Consider the following 13,169-nt stretch of genomic DNA (forward strand, 5'->3'; position numbering starts at 1 on the left):
CCAGCCGGCCGCAGGATGCGGCCGGCAGCCGCTCTTGGCCGGACGGGTTCAGAACTCGATGTCGATCGGCTGGTCGAAGGGGTCGCTCGGCTGTACCGACTTGGCCGCCCGTTGCAGGGACGCCAGGTAGCGGTCGCGGTTGAGACGAATGCGTTCGGCCGCGCCACCGAGCCCCAGCACGACCGGCTGGTTCTGGATGCTGATCGGCAAAAGCACGCAGATCGTCCCGCCGCCCAGAAAAGGAACGTTCTCGGTCCAGCAGTAGCCGGTCTGTCTGATCTCGCGCACGCGCTCCATCATGTCGCCGATCTTGACACGCTCGGAGGCTTTCGGGGTCGCGATGTTGGCGCGGCGCACGATGTTGTCGATCTTGTCGTCGGGCAGGGTGGACAGGAGCATCCAGCCGACGGCCGACTGGGTCAGAGGCCGCAGCGTGCCCTCGTCGACGTGGAACCGCAAGGCGTGCACCGACTGGATGATCTGGACGTACTGGAGATAGACGTCGTTGCGCGTCCCGATGGAAACGGTCTCGCCGGTTGCCGCATGCACGTCGCGCAACGCGTCGAGCACCCGGCTGGTGCCGAACAGGGCACGGGGAATCCAGTCGCCCAGGGACGTGACCTTGGGCGTCGGAAAATAGAGCCGGTCGCTTCGATCGAAGTTCAGGTAGCCGAGCGTGACCAGCGTCTTGAGCAGAACCGTCGTGCTCGACTGCGGATAGCCGAGCGCGACGGCGATTTCCGACATCGCGCGCGGCTGCCTAATGCGCTTGAAATATTCGAGAATCTCGATGGCGCGTGTCGCCGACTTGACCTGCGAATTCTGCATCGGCCGATCCTCCGCTATCAGTGCAGTATCAGAGATGTGAAACTGCTCACCACGTACGAATTGCTTCTGGTTCGGGTTCACTGGGCATGACAAGGTAGCCGTCGTCAAGGCCGAACACGCCCTGACGTCGGGAGGAGACGAGACGGGCGCCTGCAAGGGACGCCCGCGACGGGAGGAGATGAGCCATGAAGCTCGGTGTCTTCTATGAGCACCAGTTGCCGCAGCCGTGGGGCGAGGATGGCGAACTGAGGCTCTTCAACGAGGCGCTCGAACAGGTCGAGCTCGCCGATCGCCTCGGCTTTGACCACATGTGGGAAGTCGAGCACCATTTTCTCGAGGAGTATTCGCATTCTTCCGCGCCCGAGGTGTTTCTCGGTGCCGTCTCCCAGCGCACGAAGAACATCCGTCTCGGGCATGGCATCTGCCTGTCTCCGCCCGCCTACAATCACCCCGCGCGCGTGGCCGAGCGGCTCGCCACCCTCGATCTCGTATCGGGTGGCCGCGTCGAATGGGGAACGGGTGAATCCGGCTCGCTCATCGAGATGCACGGCTTCGGGATCGAGCCGGAACAGAAGACTGCCATGTGGCGCGAAGGCGTCGAGCAGACGGCCAACATGATGACCATGCGGCCGTACCCGGGCTTCGACGGTCAGTTCTTTTCGATGCCGGTGCGCAACGTCGTGCCGAAGCCGGTGCAGAAGCCGCATCCGCCGATCTGGATGGCGTGCTCGCGCCGCGAAAGCATCCTGCGCGCGGCCCGCAACGGGGTCGGGGCCCTGGTCTTCGGCTTCGTCGAGGCGTCCCAGGCCAAGCTCTGGCGCGACGAATACTATTCCATCATCAAGTCGGACGAATGCGTGCCGATCGGCCATGTTGTGAACGCGAATTTCGCGACACTGAACGGCATGATGGTGCACCAGAACCATGACGAGGCCATCAGCCGCGGGTTGGACGGATTTCGCTTCTTCGGCTTTTCCATCGCCCACTACGCCGTCTACGGCGAGCACCGGCCAGGCGTCACCAATCTCTGGAACCGGTTCCAGGCGATCAAGGACGAGATGCGCGACACGCCGGGCGCGGGTTCGATCGGAACGCCGGCCAGCGTGCGCGAACACCTCGAGAGCTATGCCGACGTGGGTGTCGACCAGATGATCTTCATCCAGCAGTCCGGCATGAATCGTCACGACCACATCTGCGAGGCGATGGAACTCTTCGCCAGCGAGGTCATGCCCGCGCTGAAGGATGGCGAGGACGAGCGTTTGCGTCGCAAGGACGAGGAACTCGCCCCTTTCATAGAACGGGCGCTCGCCCGCAAGCCGCGGATGGCGGCATTGCGCGTCGACGAGGTGCCGAACGTCGAGTCCATCGGCATCGTGCTCGAGCGGCGGTCGGGCAAGGATTACGCGAGCGCCGGCGGCACCTATGCCGATCCGACGCGCGGCGGCGCCATCCCCATGGCGTCGCGCGAAACTTTCGCCAGGGCGGCGAAGGTGGGTTGAATGAAGACACACGTGCATGAGCGGGAAGGAGCGGCGATGACGGGTAGGCTCGAGGGGCGTGTGGCGCTGGTCACGGGCGGCGGCCGGGGCATTGGCCGCGCGATTTCGGAGGCGTTCGCCCGTGAAGGGGCGTCTGTCGGCATCGTCGACCTGAAGCCCGAGATTGCGGGCGCCGCGGCCGACGAGATCAATGCTTCCGGCGGCAAGGCAATCGGGCTCGTCGCCAACGTGGCCCGGCGCGACGAGGTCTTCGAGGCGGCGGAACAGGTCAGGGCCGCGTTCGGGCCGACGACCATTCTCGTCAACAACGCGATGTTCAATCGCTACGGTTCGCTCCTGGAGCAGGACGAGAAGACGATCGGCCTGATGATCGACGTCGGCTTCAAGGGCGTGATCTGGGGCTACCAGGCCGTCGTTCCCCAGATGGAGGAGGCCGGCGGTGGATCGATCATCAACATCGCGTCTCCCGCAGCCCTGATCGCGTTCAGGCACGGCATCATGTACAGCGCCGTCAAGGCCGCCGTGCAGGCGTCGACGCGCTCGGCGGCCGCCGAGTTCGGGCCCTTGAACATCCGCGTCAATGCCATCGCCCCTGGCTCAACCCGCACCGATGGCGCCAATCTCGTCGTCGACGAGGCAGGCTGGGAGCGGCGGCGCCAGAAGGTGCCGCTCGGACGCCTCGGCGAGCCGGAAGACATCGCCAATGCCGCTGTGTTCCTCGCTGGCGCGGAGTCCAGCTGGGTCAGCGGCGACATGATGCTCGTCGACGGCGCCATGACATTCGCGTTTTCGTAATTCATCGCGGCATTCGCCGCCGATGCAACCATCTTCGGACGGAGGTCTCCCTTCGGGAAGTTCGAAGATCTCAAGTGGAGGAAAAGACATGAAGACACAGACGATGAAATACGCCTTGGCGGGTCTCCTGGCCTCGACCTTTCTGGTGCCGGCAGCCGTCGCCGACGGCATCTCGGGCGACGTGGTGAAGATTGGCGTCATGAACGACCAGTCCGGTCCCTATGCCGACAATGGCGGCCCCGGCACCGTCGAGGCGGCGCGCATGGCCATCGAGGATTTCGGCGGCGAGGTGAACGGCAAGAAGATCGAACTCGTGATTGCCGACGACCAGAACAAGCCCGACATCGGTGCGGCGATCGCGCAGAAATGGGTCGATGAAGAGGGTGTCGACGCCATCGTCGGTGGTTCGGCCTCCTCGATCGCCATCGCGATCCAGGCAATGATGGCCGAGAAGAAGAAGCCCTACATGCTGGCCGGCACGGCCTCCTCGGGCCTGACCAACGATGCCTGCTCGCCGATGGGCACCCAATGGGTTCTCGATACCTATTCGCTCGCCAAGGGCGTCATCCAGTCGATGATCGCTGCCGGCAACGAGTCCTTCTACTTCATCACGGTCGACTACACCTTCGGCAAGCAGTGGCAGGCCGACGCCACCAAGTTCATCGAGGATGCCGGCGGCAAGGTGCTGGGCTCGGTGCTGCATCCGCTCAACAGCAACGACTTCTCGTCCTACGTGCTGCAGGCGCAGGCGAGCGGCGCGGACGTCATCGTGCTTGCCAATTCTGGCTCCGACTTCGCCAACGCGGTCAAGCAGGCGCAGGAATTCGGCATCCAGGCAGGCGGCCAGCAGGTCGTGGCGCTGGGACTCCAGATCAACCAGGTTCACGGCATCGGCCTGGAGGCCGTCCAGGGCATGTCGATCGTCACGCCCGGCTACTGGGACCTGAACGACGAGACCCGCGAATTCGCCGACCGCTTCAAGAAGCGCTTCCGGGATCGCATTCCCAACGAGACGATGTCGGGCACCTACAGCGCCATCACGCACTACCTGAAGGCCGTCCAGGAAGCCGGCACCGACGAGGGTGAGGCGGTCGTCGCCAAGATGCACGAGATGCCGATCAACGACTTCCAGATGAAGGACGTCATGATCCGCGCCGACGGGCAGGTGATGCGGCCGATGTACGCCGTCACCATCAAGAGCCCCGACGAGGTGAAGCAGCCCTACGACTACTACACGGTTACCGCGACGATCCCGGCCGAGGACGTCTGGCGGCCGGCGTCGGAAAGCAGCTGTCCGCTCCTGAAGACCCAATAAGCCTCCCAAGGCTCCGGCGAAGGGGCATCTGCCCCTTCGCCACCCCTGATGATCGAAGGCAAGACAATGATCCCGAAGTTTCAGCTCGTCTCCGGGGACGCGGACCTTTTGGGCGAGAGCCCGGTATGGGACCCACGCGACCGCATGCTCTACTGGGTCGATGGCGTGTCCCGCCTGATCCGCTCCCACGACCCGGCCACCGGCGGCTTCCGTTCATGGAAGACGCCGTCAATGGTCGGCTCCGTTGCGCTGGGCGAAGGCAGGACGCTGGTGGCGGGTCTGGCCGACGGCATCTACCAACTCGATCTCGAAACCGGTGCGTTCAGTCCCCTGTTCATTCCGGAGCCTGACCCCAAGGTCCGCTTCAACGACGGCAAGAACGACCGCTTCGGTCGCTTCCTCTGTGGAACCATGGGCGTGCATGCCGATCCGCTGGGCAAACTCTGGCGCGTCGATCGCGACGGCCGTTCAGAGGTCTTCGCCACGGGCATCCGGATCTTCAATTCCCTGTGCTTCAGCCCCGATGGCAGGACCATGTACTTCGCCGACAGCCTCGACCGAACGATCAGGGCGTTTTCCTATGGCCCGGCAGACACGCCGGTCGGCAATCCGCGCCTGTTGGCTGACACCAATCCATGGGATTCGGGCCCCGACGGCGCAACGGTCGATGCCGACGGCTGCATCTGGGTCTGTCTCGTTCAGGTGGGCAAGATTGCCCGCTTCACCCCGGGTGGAAAGCTCGACCGGCTGATCGACGCGCCGACCGACATGCCTTCCTGCGTGGCGTTTGGTGGCGAGGATCTCTCGACGCTCTATGTCACGTCGATCAAGGATTCCGGCTCCGGTCGCGCCATCTCTCGCCATCCGCAGGGAGGTTGCCTCTTCGCCATCGAAGGGCTTGGCGTTCGCGGCCTGCCCGAGGCGCGTTTCGGCGCACCCGTGGCCCTGCCGATGGCGGGTGCCGCGTGATGCTGACACGCATGAACTCCCTCTCCGCGCTGCTTTCGCCATCGTCGATCGCGCTGGTCGGAGCCTCCGACGATGCCCAGCGCATCGGCGGACGCCCACTGCGCTATCTTCGCGAAGGCGGCTATCGCGGCGCGGTCTACCCGGTCAATCCGAAGCGCGAGACCGTCCAGGGCATGCGCGCCTACGGCTCGATCGCCGATCTGCCCGAAACGCCGGATGTCGCTATCCTTGCCGTGCCGGCGGCTGGGACACTCGAGGCCGTGCGTGCCTGCGCCGAGCGCAAGGTCAGGGCGGCGATCGTGTTTTCGGCCGGCTTCGCCGAAACCGACGAGGCGGGCAGGGCGATCCAGGTGGAGATGACAGGCATCGCCCGCGAAAGCGGCATGCGACTGCTTGGACCGAACTGCCTCGGGGTCTTCAACTCGACGATCGGCTATTACGGCACGTTTTCGGCGATCCTCGACGGCGCCTTCATCGAGCCCGGACCGGTCGGCGTCGTGTCGCAGAGCGGTGCCTACGGCTCGCACATCGCCCATCTGGCGCGCCAGCGTGGTCTCGGCATCGGCCACTGGATCACCACCGGCAACGAGTGCGACGTCGATGTCGCGGAGGCTCTGCGCTGGATGGTCGAGCAGCCGGACGTCAACGTGGTGATGGCCTACGCGGAAGGGGTCCGCAACCGCGACACCTTCGTGGAGGCGCTCGACGTGGCGCGGCAGCGCGAGAAGGCGATCGTCTTCATGAAGGTCGGCCGGTCGGAGGTCGGCGCCCATGCCGTGAGTTCTCACACCGCCGCGCTCGCCGGCTCGGATGCCGTGTTCGATGCGGTGTTCCGGCAGTATGGCGTCTGGCGCGCGAAGACCACGGCCGAACAGCTCGACGTCGCCTATGCGTGCTCCCGCGGAAAATACCCCGCCGGCAACACGCTTGGCATCTTCACCCTGTCCGGGGGCTTCGGCATCCAGATGGCCGACGACGCGGAAGCTGCCGGTCTCGACGTCGCGCCGATGCCGCAGGAAGCGCAGGCCGACCTCAAGGCGATGCTGCCCTATGCGTCGCCGCGCAATCCCGTCGATGCGACGGCGCAGGCCCTGACCGATCTGCCGCTGATGACGAGCTACATCGCCGCGATGCTGGAGAAGGGGGGCTATGATGTCTTCACCGGCATCTTCGGCAGTGGTCCGGCAAGCCCGACCTTCGCCGACCGCCTGCGCGAAGTGCTGGAAACGGCCTCTGCCGCGTCCCGCGAGACCATCATGACGCTGACCATGACGGCTCCGCCCGAAATCGTCCGGTCGTATGAGGAAAAAGGCTTCCTGATCCACGAGGACGGCACCGCGCTGATGAACGCGCTGGGCGCGCTGGTACATTTCCGCCGCAGCTTCGACCGTGCGAAGCAGGCCCCCGAGCATCTGCCGGTCGCCGAGGCGATCGATCTCGGCACGGCCGCGATTGGCGAGCACGAAGCCAAGCGCATCCTGTCGGCCGCCGGTATTCCCTTTCCAAAGGATGCGCTGGTCAGGCCGGGCGAGGATGCCGGCACGGCGGCAGCGGAAATCGGGTTCCCGGTCGTGGTCAAGATCGCTTCGCCCGACATAGCCCACAAGACCGAGATCGGCGGCGTGATCGTCGGTATCGCGGCCGAGGATGAGACACGCAAGGCCGCCGCCGAAATTCTCGAACGGGCCGCCCTGCATCGTCCGGACGCGCGCATCGACGGCGTGCTGGTCTCGCCGATGATCTCCGGTGGGGTCGAGGTGATCGCCGGCGTGTCGAGCGACCCTGCGTTCGGCCCGGTGGTCATGTTCGGACTGGGCGGCGTCTTCGTCGAGGTCCTGAAGGATGTGACCTTCCGCGCTGCGCCCTTCGACGTGGCCGAGGCCCACCGCATGATCCGCGAGATCCGGGGATACTCGATGCTGGAAGGCGTGCGCGGCGCGCCCCCCGCCGACGTCCAGGCGCTGGCTGCGATGTTGTCGGCGCTGTCGCGCTTCGCCGCCGCCAACGCGGCCGCGATCGAGAGCATCGATCTCAATCCCGTCCGGGTGCTCGAAGCGGGCAAGGGTGTCGTTGCGCTCGACGCGCTGATCGTGCCTCGGGCGTGACGGACTGACTGGAGTGAGGGGAATGGACGAGAACAGACTGACGGAACTCCTCGACCGCGAGGCGATCCGGGACTGCATCTATCGCTACTGCCGCGGCATCGACCGGGCGGACGAGGCGGCGTTGCGGTCATCCTACTGGCAGGACGCACAAGACTGCCATGGCGCCTACAGGGGCTCGGCCGAAGGGTTCATCGGGCTCGCGCTCGAGGTCTTCAAGACCGGGCCGCGCAACGTGCATCAGGTTTCGAACATCCTGGTCGAATTCACCGCTCCTGGCGTGGCGGTGGTCGAGAGCTATTTCAACGCCCTTCAAAGAGGACCGGACCGGGAGGGTGTGGTGCGCCAGTTCCTGCTTGCCGGTCGCTATTGCGACCGGTTCGAGAAGCGGGGCGGGGAATGGCGCGTCGCGGATCGGGTCGTCGCCTACGACTGGGTCGAGGAGCAGACGCCGCCCTCCGCAGGGGAGGAAGAGCGCTTCGGCGCCCGTCGGCCCGTCGGCGCCGCCTATCCGGAAGACCCGATCTACGCCGTGTTGCGCGCCGCAGGGACTTCACAGGTCTGAAACTATTCATCCAGTGCGTGAAGGTGTTGCATGCGAACGGCTCTTCCTCACAATGGCGACGGAGTGGTTGCCGAAGGCGCGGCCACGATGGTGACGGAGTTAGGATCCCATGGCCGTGACGCAGGCATTGAGCCGTTTTCCCGCATCCTTTCAGGTTTCTCCGGTGAGGAGTGAACGCGTGACGAAGGCCATCGAAAAAGACGTGCCGGCGGGGGTCGGCGAAAGCGAGTTCAAGACCGCGATGCGCCAGGTCGCCTGTTCGGTCGCGGTCATCACCGCCCGTTCCGGCAAGCTCGTCAATGGCCTCACGGCCACGGCCGTCTGCTCTGTTTCGGCAAGCCCGCCTGTGCTCCTCGTGTGCGTCAACAAGGGGGCTTCTGCCGAAGCGATCATCGCCGAAAGCGGGTCATTCGCCGTCAACTTCCTCACCGAGGAACAGCATCGCGTCGCGCGCCTGTTTTCCACGTCCAAGCTCAGCCCCGACGAGCGTTTCGCCGAAGGTCGCTGGCAGGCGCAGGTCACCGGCGCCCCCGTTCTCGACGGTGCGCTCGCAAGCTTTGATTGCCTCGTCGAGGACTGCGTCCCGTCGGGGACGCACAACATCTATTTCGGGCGGGTCGTGGCCACCGCATCGCTCGACCAGGAAGGGCTGATCTATCGCGACGGCTCGTTCCGTCGCTTGGCGCCCATCGCCTGACGGGCGTCAGAAGGGGAGGAGATCGAAATGCGGGACATCGGCAGGATCGTGGTGGTCACCGGCGCGGCAGGCGGCATCGGCCGCGCGCTGGCTGGCCTGTTTGCTGCCGACGGCGATGCGGTGGTGTGCGTCGATCTACCCGGAACCGACGTCGTTGCGCTTTCCGAACGGCTGGGGGGCGGTCATCTCGGCGTGACCTGCGACGTATCGTCGGAAGCCGACATCCTGGAGCTGTTCGACCGCATCGACGAGCGCTACGGCCGTGTCGACGTGCTGGTCAACAATGCCGCGATGGGACCGACCATGGCGGCAACGGTGGATACCGGGCTCGATGCCTTCCGCAAGGCGATCGGCATCAACCTCGTCGGCCCGTTCGTGATGGCGCGCGAAGCCGCGCGTCGCATGAAGCCGGGCGGCGCGATCGTCAACATCGCCTCCTTGGCCGGCGTGCTCGGCAATCCGCGCCGTAATGCCTATGCCGCCTCCAAGGCCGGCCTCATCTCGGTGACGAAATCGCTCGCCTGCGAATGGGCGGCGCGCGGCATCCGGGTCAGCGCGGTGGCGCCGGGCTATGTCCGAACGCCCATGGTCGCCGAACTCGAGCGAACTGGGAAGGCCGATCTCGGCGCCGTGCGTCGGCGCGTCCCGGTCGGCCGCATGGCGCGGCCAGACGAGATTGCACAAGCCGCTCGCTTTCTCGCATCCTCGCGGGCACGCTACGTGACCGGCGCGGTGCTGGCGGTCGATGGCGGATGGGCATCGTTCAACCAGCCGGGCGATGCGCATCCCCCCGTGGACGGCACTCCGCAGGACGAATTGTCGCCTCCCGCGCTGCCGTCGTCCGGCCGCATCGTCGTGATCACCGGCGCCGCGCGCGGCATCGGAGAGCAAATCGCGAGGGCGTTTGCCGCCAATGGCGATACCGTGATCATCGCCGACCGCGACGGGGAGGGCGCCCGGTCCATCGCGGATGGGCTCGGCGGGCCGCATGCGGGATACGCCCTCGACGTTGCTTCGGAGGACCAGGTCGTTTCCGTCTTCGCCGAGATTGCTCGCAAGTTCGGCCGCGTCGACGTCCTCGTGAACGATGCCGCCGTCGCCGATGGCTTCAGGCCGGCCCTCGACCAGGGCCCGGCCGACCTGGAAACGGTGCTCGACGTCAACCTGGCCGGCGCGTTCCTGTGCACCCGCGAGGCCCTGAAGGCCATGCGGCCGGGCTCGATGATCCTCAACGTCGGCTCGATCAACACCTTCCTGCCTTTCGCGCCGCGCCATGCCTATGGCGCCTCGAAGGCCGGGATCGACATCCTGACGCGCTGCATGGCGGCCGAGTTGGGCCCGCAGGGCATTCGCACCGCCACGATCGCGCCGGGCTACATCCGCACGCCAGGCGTGGCCGCCCTCGAAGCCGCCGGCCGCATCGATGGGCACGCCATCGGACGCCGGATACCGATGGGCGAGATGGGGCGTCCCGAGGACATCGCCGACGCGACCCTGTTCTTCGCCTCGCCGGATGCGTCCTACGTCAATGGCTCGATCCTCTACGTCGATGGCGGCTGGACCGCTTTCGGCAATGCCGGCAATGCCAGCGAGGTGGCGAGCAGTTCAAGCGAGGAGACAACCGAATGATCGTCGACCATTCGCCCAGGGACGGCTTGCGCCTGCTCGAGCCGGAGGACTTCAAGGGCTTCAAGCTGCGCCTGTCCGGCCATGCCGATGTCCGCCCGGCCATCGGCGGCGTTCGCTTCGTCGATGACGGCAACGTGCTGATCGGCGTCGACCTGGTGCCGGCGCTGCCCGGCGCGCCCGATACCGATGACTGGCGGCGGGGCTACCAGGCGATGGTCGCCTATGCGGCCGGGAAGGGGTGGGTCGACGACGCCACCAACGCCATTCGCGCCCATGTCGAGCGCTTGCCCTGACGGGCGCATGAACGGGCCCACCGATCTGGAACCAAGGAAAGACCGAGGAGACACCCATGGAATTCGGGACATTCATACTTGCCGCCCAGCGCGGCTATCACCAGCCGTCGGACGTCGTGCTGAGGAACTCCATCGAGCAGGCGGTGACCTCCGAGCAGGCGGGCTTCGACACGGCCTGGTTCGCCGAACACCACTTCAACAACTACAGCCTCGTGCCGTCGCCGCTGATGATGGTGTCGCACCTTGCGGGCGTGACGAAGACCATCCGTCTCGGCACCGCCGTCTGCGTCCTGCCGCTCTACCAGCCGCAGCGGCTGCTCTCGGAGATCGGTTTCGCCGACATCGTATCCAACGGTCGCCTCGAACTCGGTGTCGGTTCCGGCTACCAGCAGTTCGAGTTCGAACGCTTCGGTGTCAATGTCGATGACGCGCCGGCAGTGTTCTCCGAGTATCTCGACATCATCATGAAAGGTCTCAACCAGAAGATCTTCGAGCATGACGGGGCCCACATCAAGATTCCGCCGACGGCGATCTCCGTCCGAACCGTGCAGCGCCCGACGCCGCCGATCTGGATCGCGGCGGGTTCGGCGCGCAGCATGGGCCGGGCCTATCGCGAAGGCCACAATCTCTTCGTCACCGCCTTCCACAACGGGCTGGAAACCGTGACGTCCCTCCGCGAGACCCTCGAACAGGCTGCCGCGTCGGAAGGCAAGAAGGTGACGGATGCCAGGATTTCGCTGCTTCGCTGCTGCTATGCCAGCGACAATCAGGCCGAGATCGACAGCTACCTGGAGAATGCCCGGTTCCAGCGGCGCCTTTCCGAAGCCCTGCACCAACGCCGCCAGCAGAGCGAGGACGGCTACATGCTCAAGGAGACACCGACCCAGCAGGACCTGTCCTTCGAGACCATGCAGAAGAACCTGCCGATCGGCAGCGTCAACCGGGTCATCGACCGCCTGCTCGAAGAGATCGAGATCCTGAAGCCGGACCAGATCGCCGTGCAGACGCAGCTTGGTGACTTCGACCAGAAGACCATGGTGAAGCAGATCGAGACCTGGGGCGACAAGATCATCCCGGCGGTCAACAAGGCGCTGGGAACGACCTCGGCACCAAAGGCGATGGCAATGCACGCATGAGGCGGTGCGCCGGGCCGTCGACTGGCCTGGCGCGCTCGCTTTCGCGGGAGTTCCTCGAATGGCCGGAAGGGCCGGCGTCGCGCCGGCCGCGCTCTATCCGAACACCGACCACCCCATGCGGGTGGTGAGCTGTTCCAGCGCCAGCGTGCCGAGAAGCGAGTTGCCGTTTTCGTCGAGCGTCGGCGACCACACGGCGATGGAGGCCGTGTCGGGCGCGATGGCCAGGATGCCGCCGCCAACCCCGCTCTTGGCCGGCAGGCCGACGCGATAAGCGAACTCGCCTGATCCGTCATACTGGCCGCACGTCATCATCAGCGCGTTCAGGCGTCGCGAAAGCTTGGCGTCGACATCAGGGTCCTCGCCATTGCCGTCGATGCCGTCATGCATCAGGTAGCGCCCAGCGAGCGCGAGCTGGCGGCAGGTCAACTCGATGGCGCATTGTTCGACATAGAGTTTCATCACGGCTTCGACGTCATGGTGGAGGTTGTCGAAGGCCTTGGCGAGATTGGCCATCGCTCGGTTCAGGTAACCCGCGCTCTTGCCGTCCTCGGTCACGATTTCCTTCAGCCGACCCAGCGTCTTCTCTCCGACATGATGTTCGAGGAAGGCGCGGACATCGGCATGCCCGCCATGATCCTTCGGTCGACCGAGGACGATGTCGCATACAACCAGCGCGCCGGGATTGATGAAGGGATTGCGCGGGATGCCCTTGTGGCGCTCGAGGTCGACGATGGAGTTGAACGGGTCGCCGGACGGTTCGCGGCCGACGCGTTTCCAGACCTCGTCGCCATAGGCGCGCAGGGCGAGCGTGAGGGCGAAGACCTTCGATATGCTCTGGATCGCGAACGGCACGTCCGTGTCACCACCCGAAACCAGGTCGCCATCGACCGTGGCCACGGTGATGGCGAAGCGGTCGGTCTCGATGTCGCCCAATCCCTCCAGATGATCGGCTGCCTTGCCGAAATCCTCGATGACGTCCATCCGCGCGACGATCTCGTCGACCGCCTGTTTGAGGTGGTCGAGATCGACCCGCCGTGCCTTCTTTGCCATGTGGATGCTCCCTGCCGGGTCTCAAACGCACGAGGCGCGGGATCGATCCTCATCGGACGACGTCATGGGGCTTTGCGGATCTGTGACGTCATGGCCTGCTCCGCCTCGAAAGCGGTGATCCGCATCCCGGTCGGGACTGTGGCGTGACCCGGCCTCTTGTGTTTTCCGCCGGTTGCGGCTAAGCGCGCGGCAACTGCAACAGGCCGGCAACGGACGTCCAGGGAAAGAGACATGGCAAAAGGTAAATTCGAGCGCACCAAGCCTCATGTGAACATCGGCACGATCGGTCAC

The 13,169-nt window shown here is 65.5% G+C and carries 12 protein-coding genes; 10 read left to right on the plus strand and 2 right to left on the minus strand.

Going from position 1 to position 13,169, the window contains the following annotated elements:
- Nucleotides 1-48: 48 nt before the first annotated feature.
- Complete coding sequence (locus EJC49_RS04365; RefSeq protein WP_126698245.1) at nucleotides 49-828, minus strand: IclR family transcriptional regulator; 780 nt, start codon at nucleotides 826-828, stop codon at nucleotides 49-51.
- Between the two features lie 185 nt (nucleotides 829-1,013).
- On the opposite strand from EJC49_RS04365, the gene EJC49_RS04370 reads away from it, so the two are divergent.
- The 10 genes from EJC49_RS04370 to EJC49_RS04415 all read left to right on the plus strand — a co-directional run bounded on the left by EJC49_RS04370 (nucleotide 1,014) and on the right by EJC49_RS04415 (nucleotide 11,828).
- Nucleotides 1,014-2,327, plus strand: a complete 1,314-nt coding sequence (locus tag EJC49_RS04370; protein WP_126698246.1) for an LLM class flavin-dependent oxidoreductase — start codon at nucleotides 1,014-1,016, stop codon at nucleotides 2,325-2,327.
- Nucleotides 2,328-3,122, plus strand: coding sequence for an SDR family NAD(P)-dependent oxidoreductase (locus tag EJC49_RS04375; protein ID WP_210211748.1), 795 nt, complete (start codon nucleotides 2,328-2,330; stop codon nucleotides 3,120-3,122).
- 88 nt (nucleotides 3,123-3,210) lie between these two features.
- On the plus strand, nucleotides 3,211-4,437 hold the full coding sequence (locus tag EJC49_RS04380; protein ID WP_245453257.1) for an ABC transporter substrate-binding protein: 1,227 nt from the start codon (nucleotides 3,211-3,213) through the stop codon (nucleotides 4,435-4,437).
- Nucleotides 4,438-4,503: 66 nt separating this feature from the next.
- Entirely contained in the window at nucleotides 4,504-5,406 is a 903-nt protein-coding gene (locus tag EJC49_RS04385) for an SMP-30/gluconolactonase/LRE family protein (protein WP_126698247.1), read from the plus strand.
- The gene (locus EJC49_RS04390; RefSeq protein ID WP_126698248.1) at nucleotides 5,406-7,511 is read left to right on the plus strand and encodes an acetate--CoA ligase family protein; all 2,106 of its coding nucleotides are present in this window, start codon (nucleotides 5,406-5,408) and stop codon (nucleotides 7,509-7,511) included. The genes EJC49_RS04385 and EJC49_RS04390 overlap by 1 nt, the downstream gene beginning before the upstream one ends.
- Before the next feature lie 22 nt (nucleotides 7,512-7,533).
- Entirely contained in the window at nucleotides 7,534-8,073 is a 540-nt protein-coding gene (locus tag EJC49_RS04395) for a nuclear transport factor 2 family protein (RefSeq protein ID WP_126698249.1), read from the plus strand.
- A gap of 178 nt (nucleotides 8,074-8,251) precedes the next feature.
- Complete coding sequence (locus EJC49_RS04400; protein ID WP_210211749.1) at nucleotides 8,252-8,770, plus strand: flavin reductase family protein; 519 nt, start codon at nucleotides 8,252-8,254, stop codon at nucleotides 8,768-8,770.
- A gap of 27 nt (nucleotides 8,771-8,797) precedes the next feature.
- Nucleotides 8,798-10,399: an SDR family oxidoreductase gene (locus EJC49_RS04405; RefSeq protein ID WP_126698251.1), complete on the plus strand. Its 1,602-nt coding sequence runs from the start codon at nucleotides 8,798-8,800 to the stop codon at nucleotides 10,397-10,399.
- The gene (locus EJC49_RS04410; protein ID WP_126698252.1) at nucleotides 10,396-10,692 is read left to right on the plus strand and encodes a hypothetical protein; all 297 of its coding nucleotides are present in this window, start codon (nucleotides 10,396-10,398) and stop codon (nucleotides 10,690-10,692) included. Before EJC49_RS04405 ends, EJC49_RS04410 begins: the two co-directional genes overlap by 4 nt.
- Nucleotides 10,693-10,748: 56 nt before the next feature.
- Entirely contained in the window at nucleotides 10,749-11,828 is a 1,080-nt protein-coding gene (locus EJC49_RS04415; protein WP_126698253.1) for an LLM class flavin-dependent oxidoreductase, read from the plus strand.
- A 93-nt stretch (nucleotides 11,829-11,921) separates the two neighbouring features.
- On the opposite strand, the gene EJC49_RS04420 is transcribed toward EJC49_RS04415, so the two are convergent.
- Nucleotides 11,922-12,878 carry a glutaminase gene (locus EJC49_RS04420; RefSeq protein WP_126698254.1) on the minus strand — a complete coding sequence of 319 codons (957 nt, stop codon included), beginning with the start codon at nucleotides 12,876-12,878 and terminating at the stop codon, nucleotides 11,922-11,924.
- Nucleotides 12,879-13,169 lie beyond the last annotated feature (291 nt).

Origin of the sequence: Aquibium carbonis (assembly GCF_003970795.1) — a bacterium.
GTDB lineage: Bacteria > Pseudomonadota > Alphaproteobacteria > Rhizobiales > Rhizobiaceae > Aquibium > Aquibium carbonis.